At 70.1% G+C, this 18,195-nt stretch carries 19 protein-coding genes and 1 pseudogene; 14 read left to right on the top strand and 6 right to left on the bottom strand.

The window, feature by feature from the left end; all coding sequences use genetic code 11:
* Nucleotides 1-2 precede the first annotated feature (2 nt).
* Together OHA61_RS21290 and OHA61_RS21285 are read right to left on the bottom strand one after the other, a co-directional pair.
* The gene (locus OHA61_RS21290) at nt 3-791 is read right to left on the bottom strand and encodes a TIGR03084 family metal-binding protein (protein ID WP_406304351.1); all 789 of its coding nucleotides are present in this window, start codon (nt 789-791) and stop codon (nt 3-5) included.
* A 77-nt stretch (nt 792-868) separates the two neighbouring features.
* Complete coding sequence (locus OHA61_RS21285) at nt 869-1,813, bottom strand: EamA family transporter (RefSeq protein ID WP_406304350.1); 945 nt, start codon at nt 1,811-1,813, stop codon at nt 869-871.
* Nucleotides 1,814-1,909: 96 nt separating this feature from the next.
* Here OHA61_RS21285 and OHA61_RS21280 point away from each other — a divergent pair.
* Nucleotides 1,910-2,767 (top strand): annotated as a pseudogene (locus tag OHA61_RS21280) (LysR family transcriptional regulator).
* Between the two features lie 52 nt (nt 2,768-2,819).
* Here the strand turns inward: OHA61_RS21280 and OHA61_RS21275 are convergent.
* Together OHA61_RS21275 and OHA61_RS21270 are read right to left on the bottom strand one after the other, a co-directional pair.
* Nucleotides 2,820-3,848, bottom strand: a complete 1,029-nt coding sequence (locus OHA61_RS21275; RefSeq protein ID WP_406304349.1) for a hypothetical protein — start codon at nt 3,846-3,848, stop codon at nt 2,820-2,822.
* On the bottom strand, nt 3,845-4,180 hold the full coding sequence (locus OHA61_RS21270; RefSeq protein ID WP_406304348.1) for a PadR family transcriptional regulator: 336 nt from the start codon (nt 4,178-4,180) through the stop codon (nt 3,845-3,847). Before OHA61_RS21270 ends, OHA61_RS21275 begins: the two co-directional genes overlap by 4 nt.
* Nucleotides 4,181-4,457: 277 nt before the next feature.
* On the opposite strand from OHA61_RS21270, the gene OHA61_RS21265 reads away from it, so the two are divergent.
* From OHA61_RS21265 to OHA61_RS21230, 8 genes are all read left to right on the top strand, one after another.
* Nucleotides 4,458-4,661, top strand: coding sequence for a hypothetical protein (locus OHA61_RS21265; RefSeq protein ID WP_406304347.1), 204 nt, complete (start codon nt 4,458-4,460; stop codon nt 4,659-4,661).
* Nucleotides 4,642-5,175 (top strand): DUF6879 family protein, encoded by a 534-nt coding sequence (locus OHA61_RS21260; RefSeq protein WP_406304346.1) that lies wholly within the window; start codon nt 4,642-4,644, stop codon nt 5,173-5,175. The genes OHA61_RS21265 and OHA61_RS21260 overlap by 20 nt, the downstream gene beginning before the upstream one ends.
* On the top strand, nt 5,159-6,016 hold the full coding sequence (locus OHA61_RS21255; RefSeq protein WP_406304345.1) for a helix-turn-helix domain-containing protein: 858 nt from the start codon (nt 5,159-5,161) through the stop codon (nt 6,014-6,016). The genes OHA61_RS21260 and OHA61_RS21255 overlap by 17 nt, the downstream gene beginning before the upstream one ends.
* Nucleotides 6,017-6,054: 38 nt before the next feature.
* Entirely contained in the window at nt 6,055-6,366 is a 312-nt protein-coding gene (locus tag OHA61_RS21250; protein WP_406304344.1) for a hypothetical protein, read from the top strand.
* Nucleotides 6,367-6,460: 94 nt separating this feature from the next.
* Complete coding sequence (locus tag OHA61_RS21245) at nt 6,461-6,694, top strand: DUF397 domain-containing protein (RefSeq protein ID WP_406304343.1); 234 nt, start codon at nt 6,461-6,463, stop codon at nt 6,692-6,694.
* Nucleotides 6,695-6,758: 64 nt separating this feature from the next.
* Nucleotides 6,759-7,226 (top strand): hypothetical protein, encoded by a 468-nt coding sequence (locus OHA61_RS21240; RefSeq protein ID WP_406304342.1) that lies wholly within the window; start codon nt 6,759-6,761, stop codon nt 7,224-7,226.
* Between the two features lie 93 nt (nt 7,227-7,319).
* Nucleotides 7,320-7,967: a hypothetical protein gene (locus tag OHA61_RS21235; protein ID WP_406304341.1), complete on the top strand. Its 648-nt coding sequence runs from the start codon at nt 7,320-7,322 to the stop codon at nt 7,965-7,967.
* A gap of 232 nt (nt 7,968-8,199) precedes the next feature.
* A complete protein-coding gene (locus OHA61_RS21230; RefSeq protein WP_406304340.1) occupies nt 8,200-8,964 on the top strand; it encodes a hypothetical protein in 765 nt (254 codons plus the stop codon).
* Between the two features lie 34 nt (nt 8,965-8,998).
* Here OHA61_RS21230 and OHA61_RS21225 read toward each other — a convergent pair whose 3' ends face one another.
* Nucleotides 8,999-10,555, bottom strand: a complete 1,557-nt coding sequence (locus OHA61_RS21225; protein WP_406304339.1) for an oxidoreductase — start codon at nt 10,553-10,555, stop codon at nt 8,999-9,001.
* Between the two features lie 175 nt (nt 10,556-10,730).
* Here OHA61_RS21225 and OHA61_RS21220 point away from each other — a divergent pair, with 175 nt between their 5' ends.
* Nucleotides 10,731-11,150: a pyridoxamine 5'-phosphate oxidase family protein gene (locus OHA61_RS21220; RefSeq protein ID WP_406304338.1), complete on the top strand. Its 420-nt coding sequence runs from the start codon at nt 10,731-10,733 to the stop codon at nt 11,148-11,150.
* On the opposite strand, the gene OHA61_RS21215 is transcribed toward OHA61_RS21220, so the two are convergent.
* Nucleotides 11,137-14,028, bottom strand: coding sequence for an FAD-binding and (Fe-S)-binding domain-containing protein (locus OHA61_RS21215; protein ID WP_406304337.1), 2,892 nt, complete (start codon nt 14,026-14,028; stop codon nt 11,137-11,139). The two genes, OHA61_RS21220 and OHA61_RS21215, sit on opposite strands and share 14 nt — an antisense overlap.
* A 220-nt stretch (nt 14,029-14,248) precedes the next feature.
* Between OHA61_RS21215 and OHA61_RS21210 the strand changes: the two genes are divergently transcribed.
* The 4 genes from OHA61_RS21210 (at nt 14,249) to OHA61_RS21195 (ending at nt 18,064) form a co-directional block, all read left to right on the top strand.
* On the top strand, nt 14,249-14,947 hold the full coding sequence (locus tag OHA61_RS21210) for a GTP-binding protein (protein ID WP_406304336.1): 699 nt from the start codon (nt 14,249-14,251) through the stop codon (nt 14,945-14,947).
* A gap of 98 nt (nt 14,948-15,045) precedes the next feature.
* Nucleotides 15,046-16,164, top strand: a complete 1,119-nt coding sequence (gene serC, locus OHA61_RS21205) for a phosphoserine transaminase (RefSeq protein ID WP_406304335.1) — start codon at nt 15,046-15,048, stop codon at nt 16,162-16,164.
* A 197-nt stretch (nt 16,165-16,361) separates the two neighbouring features.
* Nucleotides 16,362-17,540 (top strand): serine hydrolase domain-containing protein, encoded by a 1,179-nt coding sequence (locus OHA61_RS21200; protein ID WP_406304334.1) that lies wholly within the window; start codon nt 16,362-16,364, stop codon nt 17,538-17,540.
* Between the two features lie 134 nt (nt 17,541-17,674).
* Nucleotides 17,675-18,064 (top strand): PPOX class F420-dependent oxidoreductase, encoded by a 390-nt coding sequence (locus OHA61_RS21195; RefSeq protein ID WP_266481413.1) that lies wholly within the window; start codon nt 17,675-17,677, stop codon nt 18,062-18,064.
* Nucleotides 18,065-18,195: the final 131 nt, after the last annotated feature.

Here is an 18,195-nt window from a genome sequence, read left to right as displayed (position 1 = left end):
CTCTACGCCTCCCTCTGCTCGCGCCCCGGTCCTGCCGGCCCGGCGAAGGCCTGCGCGATGTCGAGCCACCGGTCGGCGTCGGCGCCCTCGGCGCGTACGGCGAGGTCGGCGCGGTGCGCGCGCTGGGTCACCAGGAGGCAGAAGTCGAGCGCGGGCCCGGTGACACGCTGGGCGGCGTCCTCGGGTCCGTACACCCACAGCTCCCCGTCCGGCGCGGTCAGCTCGACGCGGAACGGCTCGGCGGGCGGGGTGAGGCCGCGTACCCCGAAGGCGTAGTCGCGTGCCCTGACCCCGATGTGGGCGACATGCCGCAGGCGCGGGGTCGGTTCGCGTACGGCTCCGAGCGCGTCGGCGATGTCCTGGCCGTGCGCCCAGGTCTCCATCAGGCGTCCGGTCGCCATCGATGCGACGCTCATCGGCGGCCCGTACCAGGGGAAACGCGCTCCGGCGGGTGCCGCGCGCAGGGCCTGCTGCAGCTTCTCGCGTCCGGCTCGCCAGCGGGCCAGCAGCTCGGCGGGCGGCAGCGCTGCACCCTCCTCGGCGCCCTGGTCGACGAAGTCGTCAGGCGCCTTCAGGGCCTTCTCGACCTGGGCGCCGAAGGCCTCGCGGTCGGTGACGGCGAGCAGCGCGGCCGCGTCCGTCCAGGCGAGATGGGCGATCTGGTGGGCGACGGTCCAGCGGGGCGCGGGGGTGGGACACGCCCACTGCTCTTCGGTCAACTCCCCCACCAGCTGGTCGAGTTGATCGCTCTCGCTGCGCAGATCGTCGAGTACGACGGCCGGGTCGGACACGGTGCGCTCCCTCGGGACACGACGTTGTGTGCCCCGGAGCATGGCAGCGCCAGCGAAAACAAGCAAGCATGCTTGCTTTACTTTTTGAGGTCGCCCGGTGCCTTTCCGGCCACCTGAGTGCGCACCGCGCCCATGCTCGCCGCGATGACCAGCGCTATCGCCAACGCATCGACCGCGGAAAGGGCTTGATGCAGTACGAAGAACCCGGCCGTCGCCGCGATCGCCGGCTCCAGGCTCATCAGCACCGCGAAGGTCGGCGCGGGCAGGCGGCGCAGCGCGAGCAGCTCAAGGGTGTACGGCAGGACGGAGGACATCAGCGCGACGGCGAGCCCCAGCCCGAGCGTGGAGGGCACGATCAGCTTGGACCCGGACTCCGCGAGCCCCAGCGGCAGGCTCAGCACCGCCCCGACCCCCATCGCCAGGGCGAGCCCGTCCGCCTGCGGGAAGCGCCGCCCGGTACGGGCGCTGAAGACGATGTACGCCGCCCACATCGCGCCCGCCGAGAGCGCGAAGGCCGCGCCCACGGGGTCGAGCCGGTCGAAACCACCGCCGCTGAGCAGGAGCACACCGCCGAGCGCGAGGCCCGCCCAGACGAGATTGACCAGCCTCCTCGACACGATCACCGAGAGCACGAGCGGGCCCAGCACCTCGAAGGTGACGGCCGCGCCGAGCGGGATACGGTCGGCGGCCTGGTAGAAGAGCACGTTCATGGCGGCCATGACGGCACCGAAGGCGACGACCGTGCGCCAGTCGGCGCGCGAGTGCCCGCGAAGCCTGGGCCGGCAGACCACCAGCAGCACGAGGGCGGCGAGGACGAGCCGCAGCGTCACGACACCGAGGGCACCGGCGCGCGGCATCAGCAGCACGGCGATGGCGGCACCGAACTGGACGGAGAGCGCCCCTGCGACGACGAGCGCCACGGGCGCGAGCGCGCGGCGGGAACCGGCTGCGGGAGCGCCAGCCTCCAGTGCGGCAGCGGCCTCCGGCTCATTGGCGACGACCACGGCACGGGTCTCGTCCACCGCACACCTCCCAGGCTGATTTCTGACCCCCTCCAAGCTACGGGTCGACGCGCGAAGGGTGAAATGCCGACTGGGCTGCGGTTATGCTCCACACGCATGAGCATCGAGCTGCGCCATCTCCGCTGCTTTCTCGCCATCGCCGAGGAATCCAGCGTGACCAGGGCGGCAGCCAGGCTGCATCTGACACAGCCGGCCGTCTCCCGCACGCTCGCGGCGCTGGAAAAACACCTCGGCACCCGGCTGGTGGACCGCTCGACCCACCATCTCGCCCTGACCGCCGAGGGCCACGTCTTCCGCGACAAGGCCGCGGTCGCGGTCGCCGCCTTCGACGAGGCCCTCGACCCGGCCCGCCTGCGCCACTGACCCCTGCGGCTGGGCTACGCCTGGTCGGCCCTCGGCCCGTACACCACTCACCTGCTGCGCCGCTGGGAACGGGAACACCCGGGCACCCCCCTCGAACTCCTCCGCATCGACGACCGCACGGCGGGCCTGACCCGCGGCGAGGTCGACGCGGCGGTCCTGCGCGGCCCGGTGGACACCCCCGGCCTGGTCACCGAGCTGCTCTTCACGGAACCCCGCATCGCGGCGGTCACCTCGGACGGTCCCCTGGCCGCCCGCGCCACCCTGACGCTGGCGGACCTGACGGCGGGCCCAGTCATCCTGAACACGGTCTCGGGCCTGACCGCCCTGGACCTCTGGCCCCCGTCGGCCCGCCCCACGACGACGCTCACGGTCGGCAACACGGACGACTGGCTGACGACCATCGCGGCGGGCCGGGGCACGGGAGTCTCCGTGTCCTCCACCGCCGCGATGCATCCGCACCCGGGAGTCGCCTACCGCCCCCTGACGGACGCACCACCGGCGCAGGTGGTCCTGGCGTGGCGGGCGGGGGCGGGGCACCCAGGGATCGGGCAACTGGGGGCGCTGGCACGGGAGGTGACCGCGCACCAGTGAGGTGGCCCCCAGGCGGCGGCCCCGTTCGAGCGGTGCCGTTCGGGCGGTGCCTTCACCGCTTGTGGCGCTGCAGGTCCCTCGACACCTGCACGATGTCGGCCGCACACATCACCAGGAGCACCACGGGGGCCCAGAAGCGGTACGAGACCACGTCCGGACTGCGCAGCTCGTCGCTCCACGCCACGGCGATCAGCACGGCGAGCAGCCCGACGCCAAGGACCCGTCGCCGCTGGGCCCGCCCCTCACGGCCCGGACCGCCGGCCAACCGGGATGCGTAGATCTCCACATCGCCGAATTCCTCCTGCGCCGTCAGTTCCGGTGCCGTGGCCAGGTGTGAGCGGGCTTCGGTCACATGCCCGCGCGCCTCCTGCGCCGACATTCCGTGACGTCCGCGCAGCAGCCCGTCCAGGCGCCGGAGCCACGCCTCGGTGTCACCGCCCCGGGCCGGGGCGAACCACCTGTCCGCTGTTCCCTCGGGCAAGCAGAGCGCGCCCGCCATCACCGCTGCCGATGCCGCCGCCAGTACCGGCGCGGGCAGCGAGAACAGGGCGTGATGGGGCAGCAGGGAAGCTGCTGCGATTCCGCCCACCAGCGCGACCGCGAACGCTCCGAGACACGCCCTCATCGCCGCCACGCGGCCCGCGGTGCGCAGAGCGAGCGCGACACAGGCGACCACGGTGGCTGCGGCAAGCGCGCCGACGCCGGTCAGCATCGCCCACGACACATCGGTCCATATCCCGTCGCGGACCCAGACGATCACGCTCAGCAGGACTCCTGTGAACCCGGCCACCGCGAGCCCGGCGGTGAACCGCTCACCGGCCGTCGTACCCGCCAGGTCCACCCTGCTCGTGTGCGCCTCGTCGATCCGTTCGGCCGCGACCGAGGCTGCGTACTGCCGGGGGTCTTCGAACAGGTCCCGCGCCGACCTGCCGGTCTCGGTCACCATCTCGTGGACCTCGGCGAGGGCCTGGTCCGCCAGCCCCTTCTGGGGGTTGTGCTTCAGAACGAGTTCGAGTTCGAAGGCGGCAGCCCACCTCTCGTCCTCCTCCCGCGTCCACTGGATGCTGGTGTTCGCCGTCATAGTCCTTTCCCTCCCGTGAGCGCCGTCACTGTGGTGCTGAAGTCCTTCCAGGCCGTGCGCTGGTCCTCGAGGCGCCCTCGGCCCTCTTCGGTGATGAGGTAGTACTTGCGCCCCGGCCCGGCCTCTCCCGCCGCCCACTGCACCTCGACGGCGCCTTCCTCCGCCAGACGGGCCAGCGCGGGGTAGAGGGTTGCGGGCTTCACTGTGCCGAGGCCGGCCGACGACAGGCGGGTCAGCAACGCGTAGCCGTAGCTGGGCCCTTCGGCTTCCAGGACGCCCAGCAGGCAGAGCTGCAGGCATGCGCGTACCCACGCCGGGTGAGGTTCGGCCATGAAGACCGGCCCCCCTCTCGAAGTCTCGACTAGTTCGAGAATCACACTAGTCCAGGAAACAGGAGGACCGCCACCTCGCAGGGGCGGGGCGGGGCACCGGGGGATCGGGCAACTGGGGGCGCCGGCGCGGGAGGTGGCCGCGGCAGGCCGACTGGTGGTCGGCGACCAGGTATCTATGCGAGAACGTGACTGAAGGGCTGGCCGCCCTTGCCAGGGGTGATCACTCTCCGTAGCTTGCTGTCGACCGCTGGAGAGAGAGGACCACATGGAATTAACCATGATCGCCGGGGGGCCATGCAGTACGGGGGACGACGACAAGTGCGGTAACGGCGACTGCCCCACCGTGTTCGCCACCGACCAGCCGAGCATGCTCGCAGTACAGGGCTACAACGTGGCTCGTCCGACACCCGACGGTGAGTCCGTCGTCCTGCTCCCCGAGGAACTCCTGAAGGAGGCCGCACGTGCCCGTGGATGGCTCTAGCCCTGTCCTGCTGGAAGGCGACGAGTGGAAGGCGTACTTCCGGAACTTCAAGCACTCGGCATTCCGGCTTGAAGTGCACCAGGTGTACACCATGCCGGCCGAGGCCGAGACGCTCAGCAGCTTCCTCGCCGGTGAACCCAAGCCTGAGGACTTCAACGGGACATGGCACCAGACGATCCGGGGCCACAAGGCAGCTGGCCGTACCATGACCCGGGCCAAGCTGGTCCATAGGCCATTGACGGACTACAGCCGGTACCTGTTCGAGTGGGCGATCCCGGGAAACGTCGAGGCCGGAGAGGACTACCGCATCGTTGACGTGACGGAACGGGAAGTCGGCGTGCCGAACCAGGATTTCTGGATGTTCGACGAGACGACCGTGGTGCACCTGAACTACCGACCCGACGGGACGCAGATCAACCGGGAACTCATCCATTCCCCTGACATCAGCCAGTACCTCGCATGGCGCGACCAAGCCCTAGAGAGTTCCATTCCGTTCAGTGACTATCGAACCTGAGCATCAAGCTAGAGAACGAAGGGACTTGGCGGGGGCCCTGAAGGGTCTCCGCCTGGCCTCCGGGCTGAGTGGTGAGCGCCTGGCCATTCGATGCAACATGAGCCAGACGAAGATCAGCCGCATCGAGACCGGCCGTTCCCTGCCGAGCGTGATCGACGTCGAGCGAATTCTTGCTGCTCTTGAGGTGCCGGAAGAGATAACTCACGATCTACTGGTACTGGCCCGCAGGGCGAACGTCGACTACGCATCCTGGCGCGCCTACGCGCGCGTCGGCCTGTCTCACAAACAGGCTGAACTGAGAGCCCTGGAGCGATCATCCAGGGTGATGCGCCATTTCCTCCCTGCCGCCCCAACTGGCCTGTTGCACATCCGCGAGTATGCGGAACAGACTCTGACTCCTGCGGTTGCCAGCGCACCGTCCAGGAACGTCAGTCGGGCTGTCGAGGCGCGCATAGAGCGCCAGGCCGTCCTGGACGACACCTCTCGCACTTTCACGTTCCTGCTGACCGAGCAGGCCGTCAGGTGGCGACTGGCGAACTCGCAGACAATGGCCGCGCAGTGCGCTCACATGGCCGACGTTTCCATGAAACCGAACGTAGAGATCGCGATCATTCCGCAAGCCGCCGAGGTCCCGGCCATCCCGCTGAACATCTTTGTGATCTACGACGATCGTCTGGTGACGGTCGAACTGTTCTCCGGTGAGGTGGTGCTGCGTGACCCGCGCGACGTGTCTCAACACCTTGACCTGTTCAACCTGTTCCTCACCCATGCTCTGACGGGCTCGGCAGCGACGGAGTTCCTCAGGAATGCCGCCGATGGCTTTATGCAACAACGCAACTGAGGCCACCAGGCGACTGGAATCGGCACAACAATGGATTCATGCCGACCACGCACATGAATCCAGGTGAGCAGCCCGTCGCCAAGGGCTGGCGAATGGACCCCATTCCAAGTCGTCCCGCCTACAAGGACGAAGACGGGAACATCCGCATTCCCATCTGGCTGACGAAGAACGGTCGGCATGCGGCGGACACGGAAATCGTGCTGCTCCCCTCGGAAGCCGAATTGCTGAACGAGCGGCTGACCAACGCCATCGGCGACCCGCCGTCGAACCTGCAGGCGCTGCACCACGCCCAGGTCATCGCCCGGGGCCACGGCGTCACGGTCGTGTCCAAGCTCCCCCACTCCACCTGAGGCGGCCGCCCCTCACACCCCCATGACTTCCGCCCGACCAAGGGCGGGGGACGGCCACGCCCTGTGACCGTCGGACGATCAGGAAGGCATACCCATGCAGACCGGAACCGACCTGTACGCACTCCCCATCGACCGCGCCGCCTTCGCCAAGGCCTGCGGCGGAAACACCCACCCCGACGGCGAGTCCTGCGTGACCCTCGCCCGCATCGGCGAGGACGCCTGGGCCCTGGGTGACAGCAAGCAACCGGGCCTTCAGCCGCTCCGGTTCACCACGGCCGAGCTGGACGCCGCCGGGATCGACCCGGAGCGGTTCGGACTCTCGGCCTAGCGAGCCGCCCCGGCCCCCCTTCCCCCGGGGGCCGGGCCTCCAACCGCACCGAACGAGGTGACAGTTGCACGTCCACGGCTACCTCTGGACCGGCCCGAAGCAACAGTTCGACCAGGAAGCCCTGCGCCGCCCTACGCACCCCGATCCGCCCCCGCCCGGCAGCAAGCCGGAACTGATCCAGCGGTACCGCGAGGTCGTCGCCGACTTCCCCGTCTCCGATCTGCCACCCCTTGAGACAGCGCACTGGCTCATGAAGCCCGGGAAGGTCGTCCAGGGCACGTGGGAGGAGGCGAAGAGCGCAGCGGAATGGCTCGGTGAGCGGCCGACCGAGTACGCACCTCGCTTCGCTTCCGCATCGGATCGTGACGCCACGCGCATGACCACATTGATCGACTCAGCGGCTGATCGAGTTGGTTGGGGCGGCGACGTGTCGATCGGCTTCTACCTCGAACGGCCGTCGTTCCTGTCAGTGGCCTTGGTGACGTGCTCGCCCCATCGCTCATCGCCCGATCTCAACTGCCCCATTCGCTAGACGAGGGCCAATGCTGTGACCGGAAAGGTTCGCCGGGTTCCCAGCCGGTTCCTGAAGGAAGTCGCTCCCAGCATTCGCGCTACGGTTCCTGCCATGCCGCCATCAACCGCCGGACCGTTGCCTGTCACCGCGGACGACCTTGAGCAAGCTGTCCAACTCGCCGTCGCCACTCTGCGGGAGGCACCTTCGGCGGCCTGGGACCGCAAGGCCGGCTCTCTGGAGTGGGACTGCTGGGAGACCGTCGAGCACCTGAGCGACGACCTCTTCGCCTATGCCGCCCAACTCGGTCCCAAGGCACCACCTTTGGAGGGCGACGTGCCCTTCGTGTGGGAAAGCCGAAGGCCCGGCGGCCCTGCGAACGCTGTTCGCGCAGACCGCGCGGCGGGATCTGCCGGGCTGTTGCAGGTGTTGGAGGCGAGCGGTGCGCTGCTGGTCGCCATGGTGCGAACGACGCCGTCGCGGGTCCGCGCGTACCACGTCTTCGGGGTTTCGGACCCCGTGGGCTTCGCCGCGATGGGCATCGTGGAGACCTTGGTGCACACCCATGATCTGGCCGAGGGGCTCGGGCTCGCCTGGACCCCGCCCGCCGATCTGTGCTCGCGCGTGCTCGCCCGGCTGTTTCCGGATGCCCCATCGACCACGGCTCCCTGGCCCACCCTCCTGTGGGCCACCGGACGCACCGAACTGCCCGGGCACCCTCGCCTCACCACATGGCGCTGGCACGGCACGCCCCGGTCATAGCTCTCGGATGCGCTCGCCGGGAAGGTCCCCAGGTTGGCGATCAGGCCGCCGGCGCCGTTCGGGGTCTTGCGACGCGGATCGACTTCAGCGCGGCCAGAGTGTTCGCGGCACCCGCCACGACCACCAACCCGGCGAACCTGTGCGGTCACAGCACCAGCTCCCCCGGGCCCTTGTTCACGCAGGCGACCCGGCTCTACGCTCCGTGCTGCGCCCGGCACAGGAGGACCACCGCGTGAACTTCGTCAGCCTTGTCACCCTTCTGCCCTTAGCCGTGATCTTGTTCTTGCCGGTGATCGTCGTCATCGTCCGCCGCGGAACGGCAACGCGAGGCCGGGCCCACAGGGAGATCGAGTTCAGGAATGCCCTGCCGGCCCGGTCGACGCCGGAGGGGGAAACGGACAGGCTCGCGCTGGGCGCCCTGGACCACCTGTGCAGCTCGAGCGGGAGTGTTCCTGACGTGTTCGTCGACATGTCGGGCTACTTCCGGCAGATGGCCTGGAATCCCGCGGACGTGCATCACATCATGGGCAGGCTGGAGGACCTGGGGCTCGCCCATCAGCAGGTGACCGACCACCATCCGTTCAGCCCCAGCCGCTACCGGGCCACCGCAGTGGGAGTCAGAGAGAACGTGGCGAACTACGGCCGCAGGCACGCGCCTTCCGGTGTCACCATCCATCAGACGTCGGGCTCCGGCGACAACCACGTCTCGGGGAATTTCAACAGCCCCGGTGCGACCTCCACCACCTATCAGTCCCACAACGAGCAAGGCCGTGTCAGCTACCAGGAGTTGGCACAGCAACTGAGGAGAGAAGCCGAAGGCGCTCCGCAGGAACAGGCCGATGTCGCCGCGAGCCATGCGGATGTCCTCGACGCGGCGCTGGCCGAGGGCGACGAGCAGGCTCGCGATCAGGCGGTGGGACGGATCCAGCGGTTCCTGCAGACGGCCGGTACCGGTTTCGAGGCCACGCAGCGGTTGCTGAGCCTGATCAACTCCTAGCGTCCACCCACGCCCTGACCTCAGCTGTCGCCCGCTAGCTTTTCTGCAGGGCGCGGGTGACACCCGCGATGACGGCGGTCGTCAGCACCCAGCCGAAGGCGATCAGGAGGTAGGCCAGCCACTGGAGGCTGTCGTTCGACCAGTACCAGGCCGTGCGCTGACCCAAACCGCCGATGGGGATCAACAGGTCAAGTGTGTAGACAAGGGCCTGGAACGGGGCGACTTCGCCTTGTTTGACCGGGTTGGGGGAGTGAGTGCCGAAGGACAGTGTGCCCAGCAAGGTCAGCGCGAGGAGCCAGACACCGGCCAGCCAGGGGCGGTAGCCATAGCCGACAGTCACGTCGAGCAGGTGCCCCCACACGCGCGCGGCCGGGGACAGCGTTTGACGCCGATGGCGCTGTTTGGCCAGGAGTACGCGGCGGGCGTCGTCGTCGTGGCCGGCCTTCCGGTACCAGCTTGCCAACTGTTCATACGGCTGGGGGCTGTAGCCCGGGCTGCGTCGAATCCACGCCACACGGTGGGCGACAGAGTCCCGCCGCCCCACTGCCTCCCGCCGCTCGCCTGCCTCGTCCACCTTGATGGAGCCGTAGACGAAGCCGTCCATCTCCACCACGTCCGGCCAGCTGCGGTCGCTGTCGTGGAGGTAGGACACCTGCGCCCCTCGCAGGTCCACGGTGCCGGACGGTTGCCGGGCGAGAGTGAAGTCGAAGTCGACTGCCTGCATCAGCAGGGCGGCCAATGACGGGCCGTGACCGTCGGGCGGCCCGTTCAGGACCGCTCCTTCAAAGGTCAGGTTGTCCGAGATCCGGGCACCCCGCAGCCGTACGGTCCCGTTCGAGATGAACCCGTCGGAGAAGTCGAGCGTCGAGGCCACCGCGTTGTCCAGGGCGAGCGTCACCCCGCGTTGGCCGGGGCGTTCCAGTAGTGCGCCCCGCATGTGCAGTCCGCCTGGCAGCTGTGCCCCCATGAGACGGACCTCACCGTGCGCGACGAATCCGTCCACGCAGTAAACGCCGCCCTCCGCGACCAGTCCGCCGGCGGACACTGCCCATTGCTCAGGTGCGGTGATCTCGGCGCCGCTGAGATTCACGGCGCCGCTCACGTGGGCGTTGATGAGCGACAAGGCGGTGACCTTGCGGTGGAAGGGCGAGGCAGAGCCGCTTTCCAGGCGAGAGCGCCGCAGGTCGAGGCGCCCCTCGATACGGATCGTGCCGGCTTCCACGCCCGGCACTCGGCTGCCCACGATCGCAATCGACTGGGTCGACGCCCCGAACAGGTCCACGCCCTCCTCGAACCAGCAGTCTTCGAGCCAGAGGGCGTGAGCGATCTGCGCGCCGGCCAGGTTGAGGTGTCCGGATATCCGCGCCCCGGCGAGCCTCAGGCACGCGACGGCACCCGTCTGCGCGGTGTTCGCGCCCTGGAGGAGCGCCACGATCACGGCGGCCCGAACCATTCGCCCGGGTCCCCACTGCCCACCCTCGGCGACACGGTCATCCTCGGGCACACCTGTGCGCAGGTCCACGCGACGTCCCTCGGGGAAGAGATCCCACAGCTCACGCTCCGGTGAAGTCAACTCGTCGTATGAGAGCACTCATGCAGAGTAATGATCTTCCTTCGCGCTCGCCTTGCCCTACCGGGCACGGATCGGAGGGGGCAGCCGCCGGCCGCCACGGCGCCCGATGTCGGCCCGGTCCCCCGGGCCTGCCCGGCCACCCCGCTCCCCCGCACAACGCGCCGCGCCGCCGCGCCCGTGGTAGGGAGGGCTCATGAACCGCGACGAGCTGATCTGGTTTCTTCGCCGCTACAAGCTCGCCGTCCAGTCGACAGTGGCCCCGGACGGCGCGCCCCAGGCCGCCGTCGTCGGATACGCGGTCAGTGACGACCTCGAGATCGTCTTCGACACCGTCGAGACGACGCGCAAGTGGCTCAACCTGCGCGCCGACCCCCGCATCGCGCTCGTGATCGGCTGGGACGACGCGATCACCGCGCAGATCGAGGGCGTCGCCGACTTCCCCACCGGCGCCGAGCTGGAGCGCATTCAGGCGTGCTACTTCACCGCGTATCCGGACGGCCTGGACCGGCTGTCGTGGCCGGGCATCACGCATGTGCGGGTGCGGCCGAGCTGGGTGCGCTACAGCGACTTCACCCAGGATCCGCCGCTGATCGAGGAGCTCACGATCGGGTGATCCCAGGGCCCTCGCCCAGGCCCCGCCCCAACCCCTCCGCAAGCACCTCCGCCAGGTGCCTCCCCCTGCGCCCCTCCAGTTGTTCCAGTTGCGTACGGCACGAGAAGCCGTCCGCCAGGATTTCCGTTGACTGGCCTGCCGCCCGCACCGCCGGGAGCAGTTGGTCCTCGGCGCAGGCGACCGATACCTCGTAGTGGCCCTTCTCGAAGCCGAAGTTGCCCGCGAGGCCGCAGCAGCCGCCGCTCAACTCGCCCTCCAGGCCGGCCCGTTCGCGCAGGCGGCGTTCCGCCTCGTCGCCCAGGACCGCGTGCTGGTGACAGTGGGTCTGGCCCGCGACCGGGCGGTTCAGGCGGGGCGGCTCCCAGTCAGGGGCGCATTCCTCCAGGGCCTGGGCGAAGGTGCGGACCGAGGCCGCGAGGCGGGCCGCCCGCGGGTCGTCGGTCAGGAGTTCCGGCAGGTCCGTCTTGAGGGCCGCCGCGCAGCTCGGCTCCAGGACCACCACCGGGACGCCCAGGTCCAGCAGGGGCTCCACCGTGTCCAGGGTCCGGCGCATGACCGTGCGGGCCCGGTCGAGCTGGCCCGTCGAGACGTACGTCAGGCCGCAGCAGACCGGGCCCGGCGGCAGGGCGATGCCGATGCCCGCCGACTCCATGACCTTCACCGCCGCCCGCCCAACGGACGGTGAGAGGTGGTCGGTGAAGGTGTCGGGCCACAGCACCGCCGTGCGGCTGCGGGTGAGGACCTCCGTACGGGTGGCCAGGTGGTCCCGCAGCCAGCTGCGGAAGGTCTGCGGCGCCAGCAGCGGAAGGGCTCGTTCGGGGGCGATGCCACCGAGGCGCTTGGCGAGCGCCGCCAGCGGGCGCACCCGCGCCGCCGCGTTGACCAGCCGTGCGTACGGCGCGGCCGCCCGCAGCCATTGCGGCAGCCGGCCCATCGCGTAGTGCGAGGCGGGCCTCACCCGGTGCGCGTAGTGGTGGTGCAGGAATTCCGCCTTGTACGTGGCCATGTCGACGCCCACCGGACAGTCGCTGCGGCACCCCTTGCAGGACAGGCACAGATCGAGCGCGTCCCGCACCTCGTGGGAGCGCCAACCGCCGTGGACCACCTCGCCCGCGAGCATCTCGTGCAGCAGCCGGGCCCGACCCCGCGTGGAGTGCTGCTCCTCGCCCGTCGCGCGGAAGGAGGGGCACATCACGTCCGGCCCCGAACTCGGTCCCGCCACCCGGCACTTGGCGACGCCGACGCACCGCCGTACCGCTGCCGAGAAGTCCCCGCCGTCTCCGCCGTCGTGCGGATAGCCGAAGGCCACATCGACGCGTTCGCGCGGCAGGACGGAGAAGCGGAGGTTCGCGTCCAGCCGCGAAGGCCGGGCGAGCATGCCCGGGTTCATGCCGCCCGCCGGGTCCCAGACGTCCTTGACCCGGCCGAAGAGGGCGACCAGTTCGTCGCCGTACATCTTCGGCAGCAGTTCCGCACGCGCCTGCCCGTCGCCGTGTTCGCCCGACAGCGAGCCGCCGTGCGCGACGACCAGGTCCGCCACCTCCTGCGAGAAGCGCCGGAAGGCCCGCACACCGCCGTCGCTGATCAGGTCGAAGTCGATACGGACATGGATGCAGCCGTCGCCGAAGTGCCCGTACGGCGTGCCGCGCAGGCCGTACGCCGTGAGCAGGGCGCGGAATTCCCGCAGATACGCGCCGAGCCGCGCGGGCGGCACCGCGCAGTCCTCCCAGCCCGGCCAGGCCTCGGCCCCATCGGCGCCGCGGGTCGCCGTGCCCGCCGCGTCCTCACGGACCCGCCACAGCGCCCGCATTCCGGCCGGGTCGTCCACGACCGTGCCGTCCAGCGGGTCGGCCGCCCGCACGATGTCCTCGGCGCGGGCCCGTGCCTCTGCCGCCGTGCCGCCGCCCGTCTCCACGAACAGCCAGGCCCCGCCGCGCGGCAGTCCCCGCTCACCGCGCACCAGATCCTCGGCCATCCCCTCGACGGTCAGCGGCCGGTGCGCCAGCAGTCCGGCCGCCGCGTCCGCCGCCGCGCTCTCGTCCGGGTAGCCGAGCACGGCGAGCGCACGCGCGCGTGGCGCGTCGACGAGCCGTACGGATGCTTCCGTCAGCACCCCCAGCGTGCCCTCGCTGCCGCAGAACGACCGCGCCAGGTCAACGCCCTTCTCCGGCAGCAGCGCATCCAGCGCGTATCCGGAGATCCGGCGCGGCAGCCCGTCGGGGTACCCGGTCCGCAGGAGGGCGAGATTCCGGTCGACCAGCTCGCGCAACCCCGTCGGAGCACCGTGACTACCGGGAGGGCCGTCCCAGCCCTGGCCGAGATGCAGCTCGGCTCCGCCGTACGTCACGACCGACAGCGCGCGGACGTTGTCGGCGGTGGTGCCCCACGCCACCGAGTGCGCGCCGCAGGAGTTGTTGCCGATCATCCCGCCGAGCGTGCAGCGGCTGTGCGTGGAGGGATCGGGCCCGAAGGTGAGCCCGTCGGGCCGTACGGCATCGCGCAGCGTGTCCAGTACGACGCCGGGCTGCACCACCGCCGTGCGCGCCTCGGCGTCGACTGCGACGACGGCGTTCATGTGGCGGGTGAAGTCGAGGACGACGCCGATGCCGGTGGCCTGACCTGCGATGGACGTACCGGCGCCGCGCGGCACCACCGGCACCCCGTGCGTACGGCACACCTCCAGGGCTGCCGCCACGTCCGCCGCGTCGCGCGGCGCGACGACGCCGACCGGCACCCGCCGGTAGTTGGAGGCGTCCATCGTCATCAGGGCCCGGGCCGCCGCGCTGAAGTCCACCTCGCCGCGCACCGCCCGCGTGAGCGCTCGCGCCAGTTCGCCCGTCTCGCGCCGGCTCCGCGCTGCCCCTCGCTGCTCAGCCATGTGTCTCAGGATGCCCCTGTCGCTCACATCACACCGGAACGAAACCTGCCGGTTGCGGGCGCCGCGTACCGTCACCGGTGCGCAAAGCCCGCCCCGAACTGCCCAATGCGGTCGCCAACTCTCCTATAGTGACCACCACTTGATCAGGGAACAAGCGGCTCCAGTTACGCCCTCGCCACCCCGGAAGGCAACACTCGATGACCGGCACCCCGCGGAACCGATGACCCCCGCCACGCGGGAGGTCCCCCCGGCGCAGCTCCACCCCGCGCGCGCCGGGACGACCGTCAACGCCCTGAAGATCGTCGTCGTGGGCGGTTACGGAGTCGGCAAGACGACGATGGTCCGCTCCGTCAGCGAGATCCGCCCGCTGCACACGGAGGAGGTCATGGGCCTCGCCGGCACCGACCCCGGCGGCACCGGCACCCACCCCGGGAGCCCCGCCCCCGACGCCACCCGCCGCACCGCCCCCGCCCCCGACGACCCCCGCCGCGTCCGTGCCAAGGGCTCCACGACCGTCGCCTTCGACTTCGGCCGCATCACGATCGACGACCGCAGCATCCTGTATCTCTTCGGCGCGCCCGGCCAGGAACGCTTCGGGTTTCTGTGGGATCGCCTCTTCGAGGGAACGCTCGGCGCGGTCGTCCTCGTCGACACCCGCGCGCTGCCCGACGCCTGGTACGCGCTGGACCGCCTGGAGCAGAACGGCACGCCCTTCATCGTCGCCGTCAACGACTTCGGCGGGCCCCTGCACAGCGAGGAGCAGATCCGCGAGGCACTGGCGCTGGGGACGGAGGTGCCGCTCGTGGAGTTCGACGCCCGCGACCACTCCTCCAGCAAGTTCGTCCTGCTCGCGCTGGTCGAGCATCTGCACGAGCTGTCCGTGCAGGAGCACGAGCACGCCCTCCAGGACAAGGACTGAAGCGCGACCCGCGACGCGCAGGTCAGGCGGCCGGAAGCCCGTCTCAGCCGCCGGACCGCGTGTCCACCACGGCACGGGACCGGTATACGCTCCGATACGTGGCTGAGATCCAGATTCCCGCTGACATCAAGCCCGCCGACGGCCGTTTCGGCGCGGGCCCCTCCAAGGTGCGTACGGAGGCGCTGGACGCCCTGGCCGCCACCGGCACCTCTCTCCTCGGCACGTCCCACCGCCAGGCCCCGGTGAAGAACCTGGTCGGCGCGGTGCGCGACGGCGTACGCGACCTCTTCCAGCTCCCCGAGGGCTACGAGGTCATCCTGGGCAACGGCGGTTCCACCGCCTTCTGGGACATCGCGACGCACGGCCTGATCGAGAACAAGTCCCAGCACCTGTCCTTCGGCGAGTTCTCCTCCAAGTTCGCCAAGGCCGCGAAGCTCGCGCCGTGGCTGGCCGAGCCGACCGTCATCACCTCCGACCCGGGCACGCACCCGGACCCGGAGGCGGAGGCGGGCATCGACGTGTACGCCTTCACCCACAACGAGACCTCGACCGGCGTCGCGGCCCCCATCAAGCTCGTGCCGGGCGCCGACGAGGGCGCGCTCGTCCTGGTCGACGCCACGTCCGGCGCGGGCGGCCTGCCCGTCGACATCGCCGAGACGGACGTCTACTACTTCGCCCCGCAGAAGTCCTTCGCCTCCGACGGCGGCCTGTGGATCGGCGTCTTCTCCCCGGCCGCGCTGGAGCGTGCCGCGCGTATCCACGGCTCGGGCCGCCATGTGCCGGAGTTCTTCAGCCTGCCGACGGCGATCGACAACTCCCTGAAGAACCAGACGTACAACACGCCCGCGCTGGCGACGCTCTTCCTGCTCAACGAGCAGCTGAAGTGGCTGAACGGCCAGGGCGGCCTCAACTGGTCGGTCGGCCGCACGGCGACAAGCTCGCGGACACTGTACGGGTGGGCCGAGGCGTCCAAGTACGCGACCCCCTTCGTGGTCGACCCGGCGAAGCGTTCGCAGGTCATCGGAACGATCGACTTCACGGACGACATCGACGCGGCGGCCGTCGCGAAGGCGCTGCGCGCGAACGGCATCGTCGACACCGAGCCGTACCGCAAGCTGGGCCGCAACCAGCTGCGGGTGGCGATGTTCCCGGCGATCGACCCGGCGGACGTCGAGGCGCTGACGGCGTGCATCGACTACGTGATCGAGAAGCTGTAGCGCTGGCTGTAGCACTACGGATGTGTACGGGCCGGGCCCGGCGGCGTGATGCTGCCGGGCCCGTCCCGTTCCCGGGCCCGCCTGCCTTCGTTCCTGAGGGCGCTGTCTGCCGGATGGACCACCGCAGCGGGCGGGCTCGTCTCCCTCTCCTGATGCTGGTTTCTGTGCACCCGCCACCGTCACCACCGTCAGGAGCGATGCCCGTGTCCCGTTTCCGCTTCCGTACCTGGCGGCTCCCCGCCGCCGTCCTGCTGGCCGTCGGCTGCCTCGCCGGGCCGGTGTCCGCCCCCGCGGTGGCCGGGGAGCCGGCAAGCACCGGCCACGACAACGCACTGCAGGAACGCCTCGAAGAACTGCTCCGGGCACCCGGCGGCCCGCCCGGAATCATCGCCGTACTGCAGCGCGGGGACAAGAAGAAGGTCTACCGGGCCGGCGTCTCCGAGCTCGGCACCCACCGGCAGCCGCAGCCGACCGACCACATGCGCATCGCCAGCACGGCCAAGGCCTTCAGCGGAGCCGTCGCCCTGCAATTGGTCGACCGCGGACTGCTCGGCCTCGACGACACGATCGGCGAGCGCCTGCCCGCGCTCCCCGAGGCCTGGCACGCGGTGACGCTCCGGCAGCTGCTCAACCACACCAGTGGCCTGCCGGACTACATCTTGTCCCCGGAACTCCTCGCGATCCTGATGGCCGACCCGCACCACGTCTTCGACTCCCGCCGCCTGCTCGACTTCGTCGCCGACGAACCGCTGGCCTTCCCTCCCGGCTCGCAGTACCAGTACTCGAACTCGGACAACATCGCCGTAGCCCTCATGGCCGAGGCGGTGTCGCGCCGGACGTACGAGGAGCTGCTGAAGCGGCTCGTCTACCGCCCGCTCGACCTGCGGAACACCAGCCTCCCGCAGGGCTTCCGTCTCCCCAAGCCCTATCTGCACGGCTACGCCGTCGACCCGCCGGACCCCACGGAGGACGTCAGCACCGCACTCGGCGCGTCCGGCGTCTGGGCGTCCGGCGGCATCGTCTCCACACCCAGGGACCTGACCAGGTTCATCCGCGCCTACGCGGGCGGCGACCTCATCTCGAAGCCGACGCGCCACCAGCAGCTGCAGTGGCGCGCCGGCGCCTCCGAACCGGCGGGCCCGGGCGTCAACGCCACCGGCCTGGCGATCTTCCGCTACACGACACGGTGCGGGGTCGTGTACGGCCACACGGGCAACTTCCCCGGCTACACCCAGCTGATGGCGGCGACGCCGGACGGGGAGCGGTCGCTGACGTTCTCGATCACGACGCAGGTGAACAAGGACAACAAGCCGGAGCTGCTGGCGGAACTCCGGTCGGTCCAGGAGGACTTCATCTGCGCGCTGCTGCGTCGCTAGCGCCTGCGGCGGGCTTGTTCCCCACCCCGCCCCTTCCCGTAACCGGGGGCGCTGCCCCCGGTTACGGGAAGGGGCGGGGTGGGGAAAGACCCCCCGAACGTGACGCGGCGCGCAGAACGTGCATTCATGGAGGTATGAGTACGAGCCCGGGGCTCATCCCCTTCGAAAAACAGTGGGCTGTTCTGCTCACCAGCTACAAACAGGACGGCACCCCCGTCGGTACCCCCGTCAGCATCGTCGTCGACGGCGACCACGCATACGTCCGCACCTATGCCACGTCCGGCAAGGCCAAGCGGATGCGGAACAACCCGGAGATCGAGCTCGCGCCCTGCACGGCGCGCGGCAAGCCGACCGGGCCGGCGATCAAGGCCAGGGTGCGGCTGCTCGACCCGGGCAGCGAGGAGAGCCAGCATGCGTCGAAGATGCTGCTGCACGAGCACCCGTTCATGCACGGCGCGCTGGTCCCGATCGCGCACAAGGTGATGAGGGACAAGACGCTGCACTACGAGGTGCGCCCGCTCTAGAGGACTGCTGAAGATCCGGGGCTCCCCGGCAGAGGAGTTGAGACGTCCGACGTCGCAACTCCTCTGCCGGGGAGCCTGGGCCGTTCTGCGCCGACCTCCGACCGTCTGGCCCTCACCCGATCGGTGGCCCC

The organism is Streptomyces sp. NBC_00885, from assembly GCF_045207475.1.
GTDB lineage: Bacteria > Actinomycetota > Actinomycetes > Streptomycetales > Streptomycetaceae > Streptomyces.
Note: the sequence above shows the minus strand (reverse complement) of the source record. Positions and strands in the feature narration are given on the sequence as shown.